This window comes from Cohaesibacter marisflavi (genome assembly GCF_963665895.2).
GTDB lineage: Bacteria > Pseudomonadota > Alphaproteobacteria > Rhizobiales > Cohaesibacteraceae > Cohaesibacter > Cohaesibacter marisflavi.
The window spans coordinates 837,401-856,104 of sequence record NZ_OY762534.1 but is presented as its reverse complement, the minus strand read 5'-3'; the positions used below and the strand labels follow the sequence as shown (position 1 = coordinate 856,104).

The window sequence follows — 18,704 nt, the reverse complement described above, 5'->3', positions numbered from 1 at the left end:
TTCAATGCCTGACGACGCAAATGTTGCGCGCCCTCAGTTCCTCAAGAGCGAGTGGCGTGACCACTACCCCCTCAGCGATGTTAACTGTTGAGCCGCTCGCAAGCTTGGCGTCACGCCATCCGAACACGCGTTTGCTATCGGCGGTGATGAGTGCCGGAGCAGGAGGCGTTACGAGCTCGGCTTTTTGTTCTGGTATGAAAGCGCGAGGCCCCGAAGCGAACGGTGTCACGGCACCCGCAACAACCTTCGAAAGCTGGGGTGCGCGGCAAAGCCGGACCCCATAGTGATCCAAAGCTTCCAGATTGGCGATCATCATGGACCGATAGGCATCATTGGCGACAAACGGCCGATCATCACGATCACGACAGGCCGGACAACAGGCGTCTTTTGCCGCCACAACCACTTTGCCGATCTCCAGTGCCGTTGACATCAGCCTTGAAGGCGCATCATCACCGATGCCATGAGCTACCTTGGCGGCCAGTGCCATGCTCATGTTGGGAACGATGAGCATGGTTTTATCGTCCAGTAGTGAAGACATGCCGGTCATTGGAGATGCCGCATCAAGTACGGTCCATGCTGTTCTGGGTATCGCAAGTGTTTGACCAGGGAAGGTGGAGGGTATGGCTTCAAACACTTCGCGCGTGGCAGCGACATCAAGTGACCAACTGTCGCGATACAGCTTGTTCAGTTCCTGAACGGCATCTCCAATTCCGGCATCCGACATATCCAGTAAAACCAGCGCCTTGCGCTTCATCACTGAAAGTCGTTCGATGATCTTCTCTGAAATGATTTCTACGAGAACCGTTTGAATGATACGAGAGAGGTCTGGCATTATTGCACTCCCCCCGCCGGCCCGGTCTGGCTGGCATTCTGCTCATACATTGCAATACCCAAAGGTGTGACCAGAAGTGGCTCTGCCGGTTTGATCACCGTTTTACCAGTCTGTTGCGCGAAGGCTTTTTCAAAGCCGGAAAAGGTACAGGCACCGCCGACCACATAGATGTCGTCAACATCTTTGCCATCCAGAAATCTGGAAACGATGCTGGCCATCTTGTCGACCACAGGTCGCACGACAGGAAACACGTCCCGATCGTTCGCAACATCAAGCTTGTGTTCCTCGGCCTCATCAAAGCTCATGCCATAGGCACCAGCAAGCACAAGGGTCATGTGCGTTCCGCCGGTTGCTTCATCGAAGGAGCCCAGCACCCTGCCATTTTTCAGAATGCTGATGCCTGTGGTGCCGCCGCCCACGTCAACGACGGCACCATCGCTCACCATCAATACGCGCGATGCAGCTGTCGGTTCATCGACAATCTCAACAAGTTCCATATCGGCCGCTTCCACCACATTGCCAATGGCCTTGGCATTGCCGGCATGAATACCGGGAGGAATGGCCGTTGCAGCCCGAACAAGCTGTTGGCCCAGGCGATCCTCGATGATCGCCTTGAGAGACCGAACAGCCTGAACAGCCCCCACATAATCAACCACAATACCATCACGCACGACCGTCGAACGATAGCTTGCTCCGGTAACAGGCCGGTTTTGCGCATCAACCACCGACAGCACGATATTGGCCGTTCCAAGGTCGACGCCGACCTTCAACGGGCCTTCAGCCCACTCAGATTTCGGCAAGATTGCCTCCTCTCTGATCAGGTCTGCAAAGTCGTGCAAGATATCATCGGAACTGCGCATGGTGACTTTTCTTCAGTTGGCTTTTGACTTTTGGGTTCGATAGGAATTTGCAAAATCAGGATTTGCAAATTCGCACCTGATCGTTGTTTTTGAGACCAAGCGCGTTGGCTTCTTCAACATCGATATGAATTTCCAGAGCGGAGGCTTCGGATACGCGCACGGCAACATTCTTGAGAATGCCCCCACGCGGCCCCTGTGCTTCCACGCTAACAATCTCGCCATTGCAGACACCGGCCTTTTTTGCGTCGTCGGGATGCATATGGATATGGCGTTGCGCCACAATGACGCCCTGCTCCAGCTTGACCGTTCCGAGCGGGCCAACAATTTCCAAGCCGGCGCTCTCATCCAGATCACCTGACATGCGCATCGGGGCCTTGATGCCCAGCGCAAAGCCGTCTGATACGGAAATCTCGATCTGTGTTTCCTTGCGAAATGGCCCGAGAACCCGAACGCGCCGCAGCTCGCCTTTGGGGCCTTTCAGAGTAACTGTTTCTTCGGCCGCATATTGTCCAGGCTGTTTCATGGCCTTCATGCGGGTTAGATTTTGCCCCGGACCAAACAGCATTTCCATGTCTTCTCTGGACAGGTGAATATGGCGGTTCGACACGCCAACCGGTACCAAGGCAGGATCGCTCTTTGACGCCGCGCTGCTTGTTGCCTTTGCCAGAATATCGGCGACAACCTTATCGATCATTTGCTCAGTCAGTTGCATGGCTCTTTCTTTGCTCTTTCTTTGTCATCCCGCAGCTCAAGAGAACCGCGGGATGAAAATCTTTCATGGTCGGAAGACAAACCACTCAGGCGCGTCTGCGTCTGCCACGGCCTGTCTTGCGTGTCGTAGCCGGTTTGGCGGTAGATGATGCGGGCTTTGCAGCCTCGATTGGCTTGACGTCAGCAACCGGCTTAAGATCCAGCTCTTCCGTTTTTGCCTCTTGCGGAACTGCTTGTTCCGCTTTCTCCGCCTCTACCTTGCTCTTAGCACTTGCGCTTTCAGCAGCCTCGGCCTTGCCTTCGGTCTGCTCAGGGGCCGGAGCATCCGCTCCAGCGTCCTCGCCAGTGGCTTCAGTGCCCTTGTCCGAGCCGCCTTCACCGGAATCGTCAGGACCGGATTTCGGCCCTTCCCCCCCACCTGTCGGCGGAGTCGGTTCAGGAGGCTCAGGTGGCTTTGGGAGGTCAGCACCAACCGTTTCTTCGGAGATGACCATGCACTCCATGCCATCAGCAGGTCTTGCAATCACTTTCGTGGACACGACCGTGTTGATTTTGGCAGCAGCGGCGGTTGCCGCTGCTACGGCAGCATTGACTGCACCGACTTCGCCATAGAGCTTGACAACCGTCATGCCACCTCCCTTGGCCAATTCGTAGCCGACAAGCTCGACATTTGCAGATTTCACGGCAGCGTCTGCCGCTTCAATGGCAGCAGTCAGGCCCGTCGTTTCAATCAAACCGAGGCTTTTCTGCGACATGACGATCCTCCTTTCCTACGATCAAATGTAAGGGGTTGTGCTGGAAGGAAGATCCTCATCAGGTTCCATGGCTTTGAGAACCTGCTTGCCCACTTCACGAGCCGCAACGATAGCCTGACGCACAGCGCCAGAGTCACCGCTGAAGGTGAAGATGACTTCGTTCGAGAAGCTGGTTCCACCATTGCCTGGTGAAGAATAGCCAACCGCATCCACAGTTGCTGCTTTGGCAGCCGTATCAGCCAGCAGAACACCAATGGCAGCCGGGCCACCGACGGTGATACCGAAGGACTGGCCAAGCGGTGCACCAAAAGCTTTGTTCAGGGCTGTGCTTGCACGTGCGGTATACTGGAATTCCAGATGACCGGCAGAGTTGCCATAAACATCACCAAAGGTGCGTTCTACTTCACTCAGAGCCACTTCAACGGCACGACGGGCATCGGAAACATCCTCAGCACCAAACAGGATCAAAGAACCATGACCAGCTCCGCCTTCAGTATCGCGAGGCAGCTCGATCAAGATGATTTCACTGTTGGTTGCCTTGACGGCTTCGTCAGCGGCAAAGATGTGCGGGCCAGCACCGGTACGGGCACCAAGAATACCGATTGAGCGGTATTTCTTGTCGATCTTCATCTGCTCATGCAGGGAAGAGTCAACATTGGCGATAACAAGACCAATGGTGTGGCCAATTGCGGTTCCGACAAATTCGGTCAGACCGCAAGCTGCCGGCAGCTTGGCTGCGCAGCTTTTCGCTTCAGGGGCTGCAGGTTGTGCGGGAGCGGAAGCAGCTTCCGAGCCCATTTTGCGCATAACCTCGCCCATGATCTGTTCGACAAGATCGTTATTCATTGTCGATACTCCTTCTGATCAGGGGTTATTCCGCGCTTTTCGGCAGGATTTTTTCAACTTCGGTATGTGGGCGTGGGATGACATGGACGGAAACCACGGTGCCAACTTTCTCGGCAGCCACTGCGCCTGCGTCGGTAGCAGCTTTAACTGCGCCAACATCACCACGAACCATAACGGTCACGAAACCGGAACCGATTTTTTCATAGCCGATCAGGCCAACATTTGCGGATTTGACCATCGCATCAGCGGCTTCGATTGCGCCTACGAGGCCTTTGGTTTCAACCATACCCAATGCTTCTTGTTGCATTTTTCTCTCCAGTTTTCTTGATGTTCAGAATGTGCCCTTTAGAGGCGTCAAGTTTTTAAGTAGTTTGATCGGTGTCCTCCCTCATCTCCTATCCACCAAGGCGCCGCAGCAACCGCACCAGATCCTGAGCAACCGGCTTTCTGGGATTGGTAGCCGTGCAGGCATCCGCGAAAGTCGCTTTCACAAGGGTTTGTTCGCTGTGGGCATATGCGTTCATGTCGATCCCCTGCCCCCGAAGCGTTGCGGGAATATTGAACTGAGCATTCAGGCGTTCAATCGCGTGAATGAGAGCCCAGACACCCATCTTAATGCTTGGGAAACGCAGGCCCAGGCTGGTCGCAGCTCTGGCATAGACGTCCGCCGTCTTTTCGCAGAAGGCAGCGCCTTCGCTAAGGCCAGCGTTATATTCAATGACCAGAGGCAGAAGCATGGCATTGAGACGACCGTGGGCGACATGAAACTGTCCGCCGATGGCATGAGCCAGTCCGTGGTTCAGGCCGAGGCCTGCCGAATTGAACGCCATGCCCGCCATGCAGGAAGCCTGATGCATCTCTGCGCGGGCTTCCAGATCATCACCATTCTTGAATGCAGCCGGCAGACTTTCAAATGCCAACGACAAGGCCTTGGCAGCCAGTGCGTCGGAGCAATAGGAAGAGCGGGAAGATGCAAGAGCCTCGATGGCATGGGTTATGACGTCCATTCCGGTGTCCGCGGTTACATTGGCAGGAGCCGTGCGGACAAATTCGGGATCAAGGATCGCAACATCCGGTATCAGTGAGTTGGATACCAATGGAAATTTACGATTGTTGGCCGGATCGGAAATCACGGCGTACGACGTTACCTCTGATCCGGTTCCCGATGTGGTGGGAATGGCTACAAATTGGATAGTGAGTTGGGGTTTGACTTCTCGAACGACAGCCAGAATGGCTTTCGCAGCATCAATGGCAGAACCGCCACCCAGAGCAACGATCGCATCCGGCTCGAAGTCGGCAAGAAGGCCAGCTCCCTTGGACACTGTTTCAATAGGCGGCTCTGGGATCGCTTCATCATAGACGAAACACTCTGATCCAGTGAGATGCGCCCGCACTCTGTCCAGAGCACCGGATTTTGCCATGAAGGCATCGGTGACGATCGCAACCTTCTGACCGCTATAAACGTTCAGCCGATCCAGCATCCCGGCTCCAAAAACAACTTCAGTTTTTGAAAAGAAGCTCTGATAACGAGACATAAAACAGAAATCCTTGACACTTAGAGCAATTGTGAGCTGCCGGAGAGAGAAATCTCAAAAGACCCCGACAGCCTGTCGCGCCATACTGACCTGCCAAAGCCAAAGGCCTTGGCAGGTCTGCCAATCTCTTAGAGATTCTGCTCTGTACGGCTGATGATGTCGTCCTGCACTTCCTTGGCGAGCACGACCCACTGAGCGCTATAACCAGCCACGCGGACCACAAGGTCTCTGTGCTTTTCAGGTTCACGCTGAGCTTCGAGCAAGACGTTTCTGTCCACCACGTTGAACTGGACATGCATGCCCTTGTGATCGAAGTAGGAGCGCACAACCGATGTGAAGTTCAGGATGCCATTGTCGCCAGCAAGGGCGGATGGCAGGAACTTCTGGTTATAGAGGGTACCGTTGGAGGCAATGAAGTGGTTGAGCTTGGCAACCGAGTTTGCCGCTGCGGTCGGACCGTTGGTGTCCTTACCCTGACGAGGTGATACACCGTCAGCAAGAGGTGCCTTGGCCAGACGTCCGTCAGGCAATGCAGCAACATCTTTACCGAACAGCACGTTGGCAGACACAGGATAGATACCAGCCTGGAACTGACCGCCGCGCGGGTTGGTGTATTTTTCGACTTCTTTACAGTAGATCTCAGCGCACTTGCGGGCGATCAGATCGACTTCATCGATGTCGTTACCGAAGCATTCAGCGCTATCGAGCATACGATGAATGTCGGCATATTTGCCGTTAGGCGCAGCGCTGGAAGAACCAAGGGTCTGATAGACCTGATCTTTCAGAGCGGAGACATCCATGGAGTTGTTGTTGGCAAGAACCTTGCGAACAGCGGCATAGACCTGATCTTCAGACAGTTCAGCAGCTGCAGGAGCAGCACCGCCAACCGGCTGACCGAAGTTATTGACCAGAGCTTCCTTGAGTTCTGCCGGGCTGATTTTCTTTTCGTCAAAGACGAATTTCTTCATTGCGTAGACAGAGTCACCGGTGTCAGCAACACCAAAGGCCTGCGGGCCGGTGAAGTTGTACAAGGCGCCGCCTTCCTGCACGGACATGCCGCGACCAAGGCAATCATCAACCATTGCAGACTGGAACGGCAGCGGAGCCATTTCGGCGTGCGCAATGTCAACGCAGTTGTCAGCTTCAACCAGATGGTAGACGAAGTAGGCCATCTGTTTTTCAAAAGCATCGTAGAAGTCATCAAGGCACTTCCACTGCGATACGTCCGGCGTAACCGGGCCAAGCTGCTTGTTGCCGATGGTGCCTGGCGTTTCGCCAACTTTACCGCCGTGCAGGGTGATTTCGAGGATCTTGGCAACGTTGAAGAACGCAGCGTCGTGCCAGCCTTCTGCCTTATGGATTGGCTGCGGTTCAACACAACCGACAATGCCGTAATCGCGGGCATCAGCGAGAGAAACACCACGGTTCTGAAGAGCCGGAATGATCACTTCGTCGTTATACATGGCCGGAACACCAAGACCCAGACGAACAACTTCCGTCGCGCGGAAGAGGAATTCATCAGGCGTGCCCTGCCAAACGCGAATGGAGAAGGAAGGAGCTGGCAAACGAACGTGAGAAACAGCTTCCATGCACATGTAGGAAACATCGTTTGTAGCATCCAGCCCGTCAGATGTCTGACCACCAACGCACAGATTCTGGAACACGGCGTAACCGGCAAAGGCCTGAGCTGACACTTCGTCACGGGTTTTGTTGACGTCGTTGAGCTTGATCCAGATGCAATCGATCAGTTCCTGAGCGAAAGCACGGTCGATGGATGCATCAGCCTGCAGATAGTCGTTCATATACTGGTCGAAGCGGCCCGGAGAAATGGAATGCCCCGAGGATTCGATTTGCATCAGAGACTGGATGAACCAGAAGGTCTGACAAGCTTCCCAGAAGTTGGAAGCAGGATATTCAGGAACGCGTGCGCAGTTCTTGGCAATCTGTTCCAGCTCGGCCTTGCGGGTCGGGTTGCTTTCTGCCCTTGAGAGTTCCAGAGCCTTGTCAGCATACCGATGAGCGAAATTGATCGCTGCATTGTAGGTGATGATGATGGCTTCGTAGAACTGGCGTTTCTTGATGTAGGATGGATCATTCTTGTCCATCGCATCCATGGCTTTGACGGCTTCTTCGATGATGCCGCGGAAGCCGATTTTCATGATCTTGCCATAGTCAACACAAACGTGACCGACACCACCATAGAAATAGTTGCCAACGGTGAAGACGCCATTGGCGATGCAGTCCTTGGTCTCCGAAGACATCAGGGAATCAGCATAGGAACTGGTGGTCTTGTTCGGCCAGTATTTGAAGGCTTCATGCAACTCGGCAGCTGTTTCTTTCGGAATTTCGAAAGGGTCAGCCATGCGGGTTGCCATGGTTTCGAACTCGGCTTCTACCCAATCATAGGAGAATTCCGGGCAGATTTCCGTAGAACGCGGATTTTTGGTGATGGCACCAACGATCAGTTCGTCGTCGCGAATGGTAACCGGCAGATTATTGAAAATCTTTTCGGCCACTTTTGCGCGGCGCATGATCGGGGAAAGATGTTCACTTTCCTTGTAGGCCTCGGTAGCCAGAACTGCACGCTCGGACTCCACAAAAGGCGTCGCGTTCAGAATCTGGTTTTTCAACCGCACAATACGTTCGGTTGGTTGAGAAAAGCCCTTCTCTATCATTACTTCCTCCAGGCTGCAGGATACGACCTCGCTTGCACTCTCTGTCGCAAACGCCATCGCCTTTTCCTTAGTGCTATGTTTGAGAACCGATTAAACTGACAAAGTTGCGCAGCAAGGCGGGGTGGCCGGGCCAGGCTGGCGAGGTCACGAGATTTCCGTCCACTACGGATTCATCCGGTTCAACTTTGATAAATTCTCCGCCCGCCATGACGACTTCCGGCGCAACCGCCGGATAGGCCGTCAGCTTGCGCCCGCGAACAACATTGGCTGCGGTTAAAATCTGAATGCCGTGGCAAATCGCGGCCAGCGGCGCATTGCGCTCCATGAAACCGCGACAAATGGAAAGGACATCGTCATCCAATCGCAGATATTCGCACGCCCTTCCCCCGGCCAGATAAAGCCCGTCGTAGCAATCTGGCTCAATCGCCGAGAAAGAAGCGGTAAGGCAAAACAGATGTCCCGGCTTCTCCGAGTAGGTCTGATCGCCCTCAAAATCATGAATTGCAGTACGAATGAAGTCACCCTTGCGCTTGTTCGGGCAGACGACATCGACCGTAAAACCAAGCATTAACAACGCCTGGTAGGGAACCATGACTTCATAATCTTCCGAATAGTCACCAGCTATAATGAGTATACTTGTCATTACAGGCCGCCCCTCCAAACAAAACCAATGCCTCCCACCGATCCACGACCGGCTTGTGCCGAAACATTAGTCCTGTGCCCAAACTTCTATCAATGGAGAGGCTTGTCATTGAGGGGTAAAGAATTGACATTGTGTGACAGGCTTTTGACACACCAAATTATCACAGTTAATTCAGTTATTTAGGAAATGACGTAAGACAAAAGCCAAAGAGATAAGGAAAAGACAAAGGTAAATTTTTAACCCGAAATCGCTCAAGAACGACCATCAAATGGAACAATTAGCAAAAATTTTGACCCAAACTGCATAGCGCAAGAGCAAGCGGCTCCATACCGAGAAACTCAGAAAAATTCCAATTAAGATACTGAAATATATGTTATATTAAACATACATATAACTATAACAATTAAAAACAACAAATGCTGTAGCACAGCCCTATGCGCCTTCAAAAAGCAAAGACAAAAAATTCCCTACTTTTGTAAAAATAATCGAATTGACCAAATCCTATCATTATAAATATGCATTTAAAAGTATTTGCAAATTACAGATAGCAAATCCCAAGTATTTAAAGATGAATTCAATTGTCATTAATGAAATTCATCTCAATAGTTAAATATGCCAGTGCGTGTTCGATCTTTTGAGTATTCGCAAGATTACGGAGGTCGAGAGGCCTTCTTCTTTCAACGAGGAGGTGAAAGCGGACATACGCGGCTCGATGATGACCCTTGGTCGGCATCAACTACGGGAAGCTTTAGGGAGTAAAATATGACGGCTACAATAATCAGTCTTCTTGTCGCGTTTGGCGGTGGGATCTTTGGCGCAGCATTAGGTGCGCTTTCAGCCTTTGCATTTGTCGGTTTTCTAACTTTGATCGGGGTTGCCCTGACATTGGGCATTGCCCCTGACGCAACCAGCGTAGCTCAGGGCGCTGCCGGTTATTTCGGCGGCTTGCCATTTGGGGCTTTCGGCCCGCATGTGGGCGGCTTTGCCTCTGGTGTTGCAGCCGCAGCCTATGCTGCCAACAAAGGATACATCGACAACGGACGTGACATCATTACCGCGGGCATGGGGCTGAACAAACCAGACGTCCTACTTGTTGGCGGTATCTTCGGCGTCTTTGGCTATGCACTTTGCTGCCTTGTACAGCTTATTCCAAACTTCGGCCCGGGGCTTGCCTGGACGGACTATCCGGGCATATGTGTGTTTGTTTCAGCTGTCGTTGCGCGCCTCATCTGGGGCAAAGCCGGCCTGTTTGGCAAAGCTGAAGAAGGACGTTCTTTCTTCGATCCAAGCGATGCCATCAAATGGTTGCCCTTCCAGAGCACCAAGGGGCAAATTGCCCTTATCGGCGCAGGCGTTGGTCTTCTGGGTGGTTGGCTCGGCATCACTTATGGCGGCACCGGCGCCCTGTTGGCTTTCGGCTTTGCAGCAGCCAGCCTGATCCTGCTTTCGCTCGGCCTTGCTGTGCCTGTAACCCACCACATTGCGCTTCCTGCAGCCATTGCGGGCGTTGCATCTGGCAGCATGCTCTGGGCTTTGATCGTAGGCATCATTTGTGCCTTTCTGGGTGAATTGTGCGCCCGCCTGTTCCTGGTTCATGGCGACACACATATCGATCCTCCGGCTACAGCCATTGCAATCATGACCTTTGTCCTGAACGGACTGACCGCCCTTGGCTTCTGGGCAGCAATCCCTCTGCCACTTTGATCATGGATGACTGAAGCACAATCTGCTGATTTCGGCGTGGAGACTTTATTCCCCACGCCTTTTGTTTGCCACCATGTTTGACTGCCCCGTGAGAATCATGGCCTAACCCACCCCAATCAAAAGCCAAAATGTGCTCCCCGAAAGACCGGGCAACCGCACAATTCCCTCTTCCTATTGACAAATCAGGTCTTTTTCACGCTTGCAGAACACAGCAAGAACATGTATAGTTTGTTCGTGATTTGTGCCACTGTTGTTTCGCTTATGAGAACAAAGCGATCGCGGAATTTGGAGAGGGAAATGCTAACACGCAAACAGCATGAGCTGCTAATGTTCATCCATGAACGCATCAAGGAATCAGGCGTTCCCCCCTCCTTTGACGAAATGAAAGACGCTCTGGATTTGCGCTCCAAGTCAGGCATTCACCGCTTGATCACGGCGCTTGAGGAACGCGGCTTCATTCGGCGCCTTCCAAACCGCGCCAGAGCGTTGGAAGTTCTCAAGCTACCAGAAGCGCACAAACCAACGCTCAGCACGCCAAGCCGCGGCTTTTCGCCCAGTGTGGTGGAAGGTGGTCTTGGCAAATCGCGCCCGAGTGAGCCGGTCGAGCCGGAAAAGACAGAAGAAGTCTCCGGTGTGTCGGTGCCGGTCATGGGCCGCATCGCGGCGGGGGTTCCCATTTCTGCCATTCAGCACCAATCCCACAGCGTGTCTGTGCCGGTAGAGATGCTGCGCGGTGGCGAGCATTTTGCCCTTGAGGTTCGTGGCGACTCGATGATTGAAGCGGGCATTCTGGATGGCGACACAGTGGTCATCAAAAAATCAGATGACGCTGTTTCAGGTGATATTGTTGTCGCACTGGTCGACGATGAAGAAGCAACGTTGAAACGCATTCGCAAGAAAGGGGCTTCCATCGCGCTGGAAGCTGCCAACCCGGCTTATGAAACACGTATCTTCGGCCCAGATCGGGTTCGGGTGCAGGGCAAGCTGGTCGGACTGATGCGCCAATATTGACGCAAGATCTTCCAGACACATCGAGAATTCATCTAATGCGCCCAAGGGCGCATTTTTCATATCTATTCTCTCTTGGACATCAAGCGACTTTTAGCGTCTCTCCGGCATCCATGGGCGTTTGCCAACGGGCAGAGCGGCAATCGCCTCGATCTGCCAGTGTGGATTTTTCTCCGGCTCTGATGTCTTTTCTTCCCCAGCGGACCCATCAATGTCAAAATAGTCCTCAGCCAACCGCGCAAACAGACCTTGTTCATCCTGTTTATGAAGATACAGAAACTGCGCACCGGATTGTGACAACCTGTCGGCTCCGATCACGAGCGTTGGCCCCTTGCAGCTTTGGGGCACCGGCAAACGCGACACAATGATGTCTCTAAGCGCGCATTCCTCAGAAAAAGCCGACGCTTTGTTGACGATAGCCAGAGACAAATCGCTCCTCCCTGCCGCGGATGTATTCAGAGACGTCACAAAACAGGCCTGCCTATCACATGCGCTTGTTTGCGATAAGAGCAGATTTTTTTTCGGCTCTCGGTCTTGACTATCACCATCCCCCAGAGCACGCGCATCCCCATCAGCCCTTAGAACAGACCGATAGTCGAGCGTCATCCCGCGCCCCCCAGTCCTTTGCCAATGCCCCTCGATATCGCGACTGGCGACTCGGGTACCCGTCTGCGCTATCCAGATGTCAGGCTGCGGCGCAAACCACCACAGAGCGGCAGCAACAGTAAGCGGGACAATAGCCAGCCACGAAAGCCATTTGCGATGAATGGTATAGACGGCAAGTGCTGCTAGGGCAAAAGGAAGGAAGTCCCCTCCGGCTTTGACAACAAGATAGTCTGCGTCCCCCCACTGTGACACCATTGTCGCCATGGAGATAACCCAATCAAGGCCCCACTCGACCAGTTGCAGCGGCCAGGATTGCAAGCCGAAGGGCGTCATGAACACTGCGACCAACCCCATCGGCATCACGATCAGGCTGATGACTGGCATCGCAAGAAGGTTGGTAACAAGCCCGAAGGGCGCCATCTGCTGGAAATGCGCAACGGACAAGGGCAGCACGGCGAGACTCGCAATCAAAGATGTCAGCCCGATCCCGATGATCCATCGCCCTGCATGAAGAGCCGAGCCAAAGACAAGCCCATGCTCTGAAGGCGCTAGCGCACCATTCTTACGCAAGCGGAGACGGGTCAAGCGGTCATAGGAAGCGATAAGGGCCGCCGTTGCAGCAAAAGACATCTGCATACCGGCTTCAACAACGCCATAGGGCTGCACGAGAATGAGCAGCACCATAACGAGCCCTAGGTTATGCATGGTCACAGCGGGACGCCCCGCCAGAATCGCTATCAGAAAAATGGCCGTCATGCAGAAGGCGCGGATGGTGGCAACCGATGCGCCGGAGAAAACCAGATAGGCCGCCGCGCAAAACAAAGCCATCCCAGCCGCCCATTGCTTGATGGGATAATGCAAGGACAATTGCGGTAACAAGGCCAGAATCCCGCGCACACCCCAGAAGACGGACATCGCCACCAGAGCCATATGCAATCCGGAAATCGCAAGAATATGTGCCAACCCGCTACGCCTTAGCGCAGTCTCCACATTGTCAGACAGAAAGTCGCGTTTCCCGACGGCCAATGCAACGGCAAGTCCCCCAGCCTCTCCATCCACCCGATGCAGAATATAACGAGCCACAGCCTGTCTGGTCCGTTCGATACTGTCGCGCACATCATGCACCAGCCCTTGCCAGCCCGACTTCGTCTTTTCCGGCAGACGCTCAATACTATTGCTCAAATAGCCCTGACCACCGATAGATCGCGACCAGAGATAACGTCCATAATCGAAGCTCCCCGGATAAACGGGCTGCAGCAAGGGTGTCAGGTGAGCCCACATTCTGAGCCTTGTCCCAACGCGAAATTGCTCCTCGCCCCGCGCCGAATGAGAAAAAGCCTTTTCGGGGTGCGCTCAGGTCTGAGTTTCTCTATGGTTTCAACAGCGATGGTCCAGCGCTCCTGCGGCCTTTTGGCTGTTCCCCTCTGCTCAACGCGGACAAGGCGACCGACAACCGGACTGGAAAAGTTATGAGCCAACACGGGGCTCGTTGAAAAATGCCCATGTTCACTGGCGGCGCACACACCAACCACAATTGCCGTCACCAACAAGAGCGGAAAAACCACCCGTCCTTTGGCCGCGCGATGATAAACCCAACCACACAGCGCCAGAGACGCCGCTAGCAGCCCCCAGAAACTGGGTTCATCAGGCAGAACATAATAGAGGGCGGCACCAAACCCCATGAAGACGGCGACCCAGAGGAACCGGGCATTCTGGTCTGAGCAATCCTCCTGCCAGTTCCGCTCAATCCCCTGCCAAAGGGCTTCCAGCCAGAATTTGAAGCGCTTGCCAAGGCCCGGATTGTTGGCGAGTCCCTGCCAGTCATAGACGTCGGAATGGACCTCTGGCATGGCCGGAGCGTTGCTCCGGTCTGTGCTATCAGCAGGATGGGACGCCCTTTCCATCACATTTGGTCCTTATGCACCTCTTTTTCGACCGTCAGACGGTCATGAGGTCTTTCGCCTTGGGCGCAAGCTGTGTTAGATCCTTGACAACTTCAATCGCCGGTTCCTGAAGCGGAGCGCGTTGCGGACCCCAGAATGGGATCCGTAGGCACAACCCGCCTCAACTTCCGGTGCACTATATCCCGAATAACAGGTTACTGATAGCATTATGTGTTCACAGGTTGTAACGCGCTTTGCCCCCTCCCCGACAGGTTTTCTCCATATCGGCGGGGCGCGCACCGCTCTCTTCAACTGGCTCTATGCCAAAGCCAATGGCGGCAAAATGCTGCTCCGCATCGAAGATACGGACCGCGAGCGTTCCACCGACGCTGCCATCGATGCCATTATCGCCGGAATGGAGTGGATGGGGCTGTCTTATGATGGCGACCCGATCTCGCAATATTCGCGCGTTGAACGTCACCGTGAAGTGGTCGAGCAGCTTCTGGCAGCTGGCCAAGCCTATCGTTGCTATTGTTCGCCGGAAGAGTTGACGGAGATGCGCGAAAAGGCCCGCGCGGAAAAGCGCCCACCACGCTATGATGGCACCTGGCGTGATCGTGATCCGTCCGAAGCCCCGGAAGGCGTCAAACCTGCCATTCGCCTGAAAGCCCCGCAGGAAGGCTCCACCGTTATTGAAGATCAGGTTCAGGGCACGGTCACATTCCCCAACAAAGATCTGGATGACATGATCATCATGCGTTCTGATGGCAACCCGACCTACAACCTTGCTGTGGTCGTAGACGACCATGACATGGGCGTAACGCACATCATGCGCGGCGATGACCATCTGACCAACGCTGCCCGCCAGACACTCGTCTATCAGGCCATGGGCTGGGATGTTCCAACCATGGCGCATATTCCTCTGATCCATGGTCCGGATGGCGCCAAGCTTTCCAAACGCCACGGCGCCCTCGGCGTAGAGGCCTATCGCGATATGGGCTATCTGCCGGTCGCCATGCGCAACTATCTCGTTCGCCTCGGCTGGGCCCATGGCGACGACGAAGTTATGACCACCGATCAGATGATCGAATGGTTCGGCTTTGACGGCATGAACAAGGCAGCCGCCCGCTTCGACTTCAAGAAGCTGGAAAATCTCAACGGCGTGCACATGCGTCATGCCGATGACGATGACCTGTATAGCCAGCTTGTTACGCTGCTTCCACATCTTGAAGATGGCCAGTCCATGTTGGATCTGATCGACGAGCCCAAGAAGGCACAGATCATGCTAGCAATGCCAAGCGTGAAGGAACGCGCCAAAACCTTGCTCGACCTAAAGGCTGGCTTGGCCTTCCTGTTTGATACACGCCCGCTGGCGATGGAAGACAAGGCAGCCAAGCATCTGACCGATGAAACCCGCGCCATGCTGTCCGAGCTGCTCCCACGCCTTGAAGGGCTGGAAGAATGGACCCTGGAAAGCACAGACGCACTCATCAGGGCCTTTGCTGAAGAGAAAGACCTCAAGCTTGGCAAAGTTGCGCAACCCCTTCGGGCTGCCATGACAGGCCGCGCCACATCGCCGGGTATTTTCGACGTTTTGATCATTTTGGGCAAAGATGAATCAATCGCCCGCCTTAAGGATCAGACCCAATAGGGTTTTTACACAGGCTCTGGGGAAAATAATGAGAAAGCCGGTCTTACGACCGGCTTTTTACGTATCTTGAATATAATTGACAAGATTTTCGCGCGATTGCGCAACAAACATAAACATGATTCTACCCTTGCCAAGCTCCGGTAGAATAAGCATAGTCTTATCGCGATAATTGTTTCGCGCAATATGAATGTTTTTAGACTGAAGCGCTCATACTTTTGTAGGATAAGGCACTGAAAATCCTATATATTTTACCATCGCGCCCCTATATTCAGTCCTAAGACTGCTTGCGACAATGCAAAAAATCAGATACCGAAAGCGCAATTCCTATGTTGTCAGGGAAGGTTTTGTGCGCCCACGCATAAAGCTCAAGCTCCGTGAACAACAGCAAATCGTTTTCAAAATTTGGGAGTATCCGAATGAGTGATAAAAAAGCAACTTTGACTGTCGGCGACCAGACCTGGGAGTTTCCCGTGCGTAGCGGGTCTATCGGGCCTGACGTCATCGACATCGGGTCCCTCTATAAAGAAACCGGAATGTTCACCTACGACCCTGGCTTCACCTCCACTGCATCTTGTGAGTCAGAAATCACTTATATCGACGGCGAAAAAGGTGTGCTGCTGTATCGTGGCTACCCGATCGAACAGTTGGCTGAGCATGGAGACTTTCTGGAAACATGCTATCTGCTGCTTTATGGACACCTGCCTACTCCTGAAGAAAAACAGGATTTTGACACGCGCGTGACCCGCCACACGATGGTTCACGAGCAGATGAGCAAATTCTACACCGGCTATCGCCGCGACTCCCATCCAATGGCTGTCATGGTGGGTATCGTTGGTGGTCTGTCTGCCTTCTATCATGACTCTACCGACATCGCCGATCCACATCAGCGCATGGTTGCGTCTCTGCGCATGATCGCGAAGATGCCGACGATGGCTGCTATGGCTTACAAATATTCCATCGGTCAGCCATTTGTGTATCCACGCAACGACCTCGACTATGCGGCGAACTTTCTGCATATGTGCTTCTCGGTTCCTGCCGAGCCATATGAAGTGAACCCAGTCCTGGCACGTGCCATGGATCGCATCTTCATCCTGCATGCGGACCATGAACAGAACGCATCGACCTCCACCGTGCGTCTTGCCGGTTCTTCTGGGGCAAACCCGTTCGGCTGTATTGCTGCCGGCATCGCTTGCCTCTGGGGTCCTGCTCATGGTGGCGCCAACGAAGCGGCTCTCAACATGTTGCATGAAATCGGCACCGTCGATCGTGTGGCTGAATATGTCGCCAGAGCAAAAGACAAGGATGATCCGTTCCGCCTGATGGGCTTCGGCCACCGCGTCTACAAAAACTATGACCCGCGTGCGCGCATCATGCAGCAGACCTGTCATGAGGTGCTCAACGAGCTCGGCCATGGCGACGATCCAACCCTTCAGGTCGCAATGGAGCTGGAAAAGATTGCTCTGAACGATGAGTATTTCATCGAGAAGAAGCTCTATCCAAACATCGACTTCTATTCTGGCATCACCCTGCGTGCACTCGGCTTCCCGGCCGAAATGTTCACTGTGCTCTTCGCGCTGGCTCGTAGCGTTGGCTGGATTGCTCAGTGGAAAGAGATGGTGGAAGATCCGTCCCAGCGTATCGGTCGCCCACGTCAGCTGTTCAACGGCGCCCCTATGCGCGATTATGTTGAAATGGAAGATCGCTAAGATCGCGCCTGATACTTGGCTCGCTTACAAGAAAGGCTCCCGCATGGGAGCCTTTTTCATATCACTTTGTTCTGGCGCAGCTTTGGAAAACACACTGTCATTTCGGCAAGGCCCCAAGCACAATGCGCGCCACACGCTCGCTCGGGGTTTCATCAGGCAGCGTCATGTTTTCATCCAATTCGCTCAAGGCCGCTTCTTGCGCTGCCCGCTCCGGACTGGCCTCAAGCAAGGGCAGCAAATGATGAGCCAAATTTTGCGCATTCGCCTCATCATCGAGAAATTCCGGAATGGCATTGTGCCCGAGCACCAGATTGGTCAGAACGATGGAGTGGGCCGTCAGCAGCCATTTGAACTGCCGCACAATCCAATCCACCTTGTAAGCAACAATCATCGGAATGCCCGAAAGGCCTAGCTCCAGCGTCACCGTACCCGAAGCAGCCAGCGCTGCATGGGCCTGCCGGAAAGCTGCAAATTTGGCTTCTTCTCCCAACACGACCTCTGGCTTGACCGGCCAATCCTTCAGTCCTTCATCGATCAGCTCTTTGAGATGGGCAACGGCAGGCAGAATGACACGCAAATTCGGGTGACGCTCCTTGGCCAGTTTGACAACACCGCCAAGTTCGACGAGCAAGCGGGAAACTTCGCTACGCCGTGAGCCCGGAAGAACGAGAAGCACCGGAGCACCAAGCCCTCCGCGCTCACCCGCAGCTGGGCGCAGAACATCAAGACGCTCGATAAGAGGATGGCCCACATAGGTGCAAGGCGGCCCCTGCAGGCGCTTATGCGCCTCTACCTCGAACGGCAGCAGCGCCAGCACATGATCCACATAGCGTGCCATTTTACGCGCCCGACCCGGACGCCAGGCCCACACGCTGGGCGACACATAATCGATAATGGGCAGCTCAGGCTTCCGCTTGCGCACCCGTTTGGCCACCGCATGCGTGAATTCAGGACTATCGATGATGAGCAGCAGATCCGGATCTTTGGCGAGCACATCCTCGACCACTTCCATCCCTCTGCGATAAAGAGACGGATATTGCCTGATGATGTTAATAATCCCCATTACAGCGATCTCTGAGAGGGGAAAGAGAGACGAAAGCCCTTCGGCCTGCATCCGCCCCCCCGCCAGCCCAGCAAAGCGCACATGGCCGCCACAAGCCTGTTTGATCGCTCTCATGGCTCGCGCCCCGAGCTGGTCACCAGATTCTTCGCCAATCACGATATAGATCAGAGGAACTTCTTTACTCATGGCGCACTCCCCGGGAGCCGTTTGATGCCGACAATCAAAT

The 18,704-nt window shown here is 54.0% G+C and carries 16 protein-coding genes; 4 read left to right on the top strand and 12 right to left on the bottom strand.

The window, feature by feature from the left end:
- Nucleotide 1: 1 nt before the first annotated feature.
- The 9 genes from ACKPCT_RS05110 to ACKPCT_RS05070 form a co-directional block, all read right to left on the bottom strand.
- A complete protein-coding gene (locus tag ACKPCT_RS05110; protein ID WP_319568572.1) occupies nucleotides 2–832 on the bottom strand; it encodes a hypothetical protein in 831 nt (276 codons plus the stop codon).
- Complete coding sequence (gene eutJ / locus ACKPCT_RS05105; RefSeq protein ID WP_319568571.1) at nucleotides 832–1,692, bottom strand: ethanolamine utilization protein EutJ; 861 nt, start codon at nucleotides 1,690–1,692, stop codon at nucleotides 832–834. The genes ACKPCT_RS05110 and eutJ overlap by 1 nt, the downstream gene beginning before the upstream one ends.
- A 55-nt stretch (nucleotides 1,693–1,747) precedes the next feature.
- Nucleotides 1,748–2,404 carry a phosphate propanoyltransferase gene (gene pduL / locus ACKPCT_RS05100; protein ID WP_090071522.1) on the bottom strand — a complete coding sequence of 219 codons (657 nt, stop codon included), beginning with the start codon at nucleotides 2,402–2,404 and terminating at the stop codon, nucleotides 1,748–1,750.
- An 85-nt stretch (nucleotides 2,405–2,489) separates the two neighbouring features.
- Complete coding sequence (locus ACKPCT_RS05095; RefSeq protein ID WP_319568570.1) at nucleotides 2,490–3,158, bottom strand: BMC domain-containing protein; 669 nt, start codon at nucleotides 3,156–3,158, stop codon at nucleotides 2,490–2,492.
- A 21-nt stretch (nucleotides 3,159–3,179) separates the two neighbouring features.
- Nucleotides 3,180–4,004: a propanediol utilization microcompartment protein PduB gene (gene pduB, locus ACKPCT_RS05090; protein WP_319512973.1), complete on the bottom strand. Its 825-nt coding sequence runs from the start codon at nucleotides 4,002–4,004 to the stop codon at nucleotides 3,180–3,182.
- Between the two features lie 25 nt (nucleotides 4,005–4,029).
- On the bottom strand, nucleotides 4,030–4,311 hold the full coding sequence (gene pduA / locus ACKPCT_RS05085) for a propanediol utilization microcompartment protein PduA (RefSeq protein WP_090071527.1): 282 nt from the start codon (nucleotides 4,309–4,311) through the stop codon (nucleotides 4,030–4,032).
- 88 nt (nucleotides 4,312–4,399) lie between these two features.
- Nucleotides 4,400–5,485 carry a 1-propanol dehydrogenase PduQ gene (locus ACKPCT_RS05080; RefSeq protein ID WP_407652455.1) on the bottom strand — a complete coding sequence of 362 codons (1,086 nt, stop codon included), beginning with the start codon at nucleotides 5,483–5,485 and terminating at the stop codon, nucleotides 4,400–4,402.
- A 182-nt stretch (nucleotides 5,486–5,667) separates the two neighbouring features.
- Nucleotides 5,668–8,271, bottom strand: a complete 2,604-nt coding sequence (locus ACKPCT_RS05075) for a glycyl radical protein (RefSeq protein WP_319568568.1) — start codon at nucleotides 8,269–8,271, stop codon at nucleotides 5,668–5,670.
- A gap of 16 nt (nucleotides 8,272–8,287) precedes the next feature.
- A complete protein-coding gene (locus tag ACKPCT_RS05070) occupies nucleotides 8,288–8,857 on the bottom strand; it encodes a DJ-1/PfpI family protein (RefSeq protein ID WP_090071531.1) in 570 nt (189 codons plus the stop codon).
- A gap of 762 nt (nucleotides 8,858–9,619) precedes the next feature.
- Here ACKPCT_RS05070 and ACKPCT_RS05065 point away from each other — a divergent pair.
- Together ACKPCT_RS05065 and lexA are read left to right on the top strand one after the other, a co-directional pair.
- The gene (locus ACKPCT_RS05065) at nucleotides 9,620–10,561 is read left to right on the top strand and encodes a permease (protein ID WP_319568567.1); all 942 of its coding nucleotides are present in this window, start codon (nucleotides 9,620–9,622) and stop codon (nucleotides 10,559–10,561) included.
- A gap of 297 nt (nucleotides 10,562–10,858) precedes the next feature.
- Nucleotides 10,859–11,572 carry a transcriptional repressor LexA gene (lexA, locus tag ACKPCT_RS05060; protein ID WP_319568566.1) on the top strand — a complete coding sequence of 238 codons (714 nt, stop codon included), beginning with the start codon at nucleotides 10,859–10,861 and terminating at the stop codon, nucleotides 11,570–11,572.
- A 90-nt stretch (nucleotides 11,573–11,662) separates the two neighbouring features.
- Here the strand turns inward: lexA and ACKPCT_RS05055 are convergent, their stop codons facing one another.
- Complete coding sequence (locus tag ACKPCT_RS05055) at nucleotides 11,663–13,456, bottom strand: ComEC/Rec2 family competence protein (RefSeq protein ID WP_319568565.1); 1,794 nt, start codon at nucleotides 13,454–13,456, stop codon at nucleotides 11,663–11,665.
- Complete coding sequence (locus ACKPCT_RS05050; protein WP_319568564.1) at nucleotides 13,441–14,079, bottom strand: hypothetical protein; 639 nt, start codon at nucleotides 14,077–14,079, stop codon at nucleotides 13,441–13,443. The genes ACKPCT_RS05055 and ACKPCT_RS05050 overlap by 16 nt, the downstream gene beginning before the upstream one ends.
- 208 nt (nucleotides 14,080–14,287) lie before the next feature.
- Here ACKPCT_RS05050 and gltX point away from each other — a divergent pair, with 208 nt between their 5' ends.
- On the top strand, nucleotides 14,288–15,709 hold the full coding sequence (gltX, locus tag ACKPCT_RS05045; RefSeq protein ID WP_090071539.1) for a glutamate--tRNA ligase: 1,422 nt from the start codon (nucleotides 14,288–14,290) through the stop codon (nucleotides 15,707–15,709).
- A 416-nt stretch (nucleotides 15,710–16,125) separates the two neighbouring features.
- The gene (gene gltA, locus ACKPCT_RS05040) at nucleotides 16,126–17,415 is read left to right on the top strand and encodes a citrate synthase (RefSeq protein ID WP_090071541.1); all 1,290 of its coding nucleotides are present in this window, start codon (nucleotides 16,126–16,128) and stop codon (nucleotides 17,413–17,415) included.
- A gap of 97 nt (nucleotides 17,416–17,512) precedes the next feature.
- Here gltA and lpxB read toward each other — a convergent pair whose 3' ends face one another.
- Complete coding sequence (lpxB, locus tag ACKPCT_RS05035) at nucleotides 17,513–18,664, bottom strand: lipid-A-disaccharide synthase (RefSeq protein WP_319568563.1); 1,152 nt, start codon at nucleotides 18,662–18,664, stop codon at nucleotides 17,513–17,515.
- Nucleotides 18,665–18,704 lie beyond the last annotated feature (40 nt).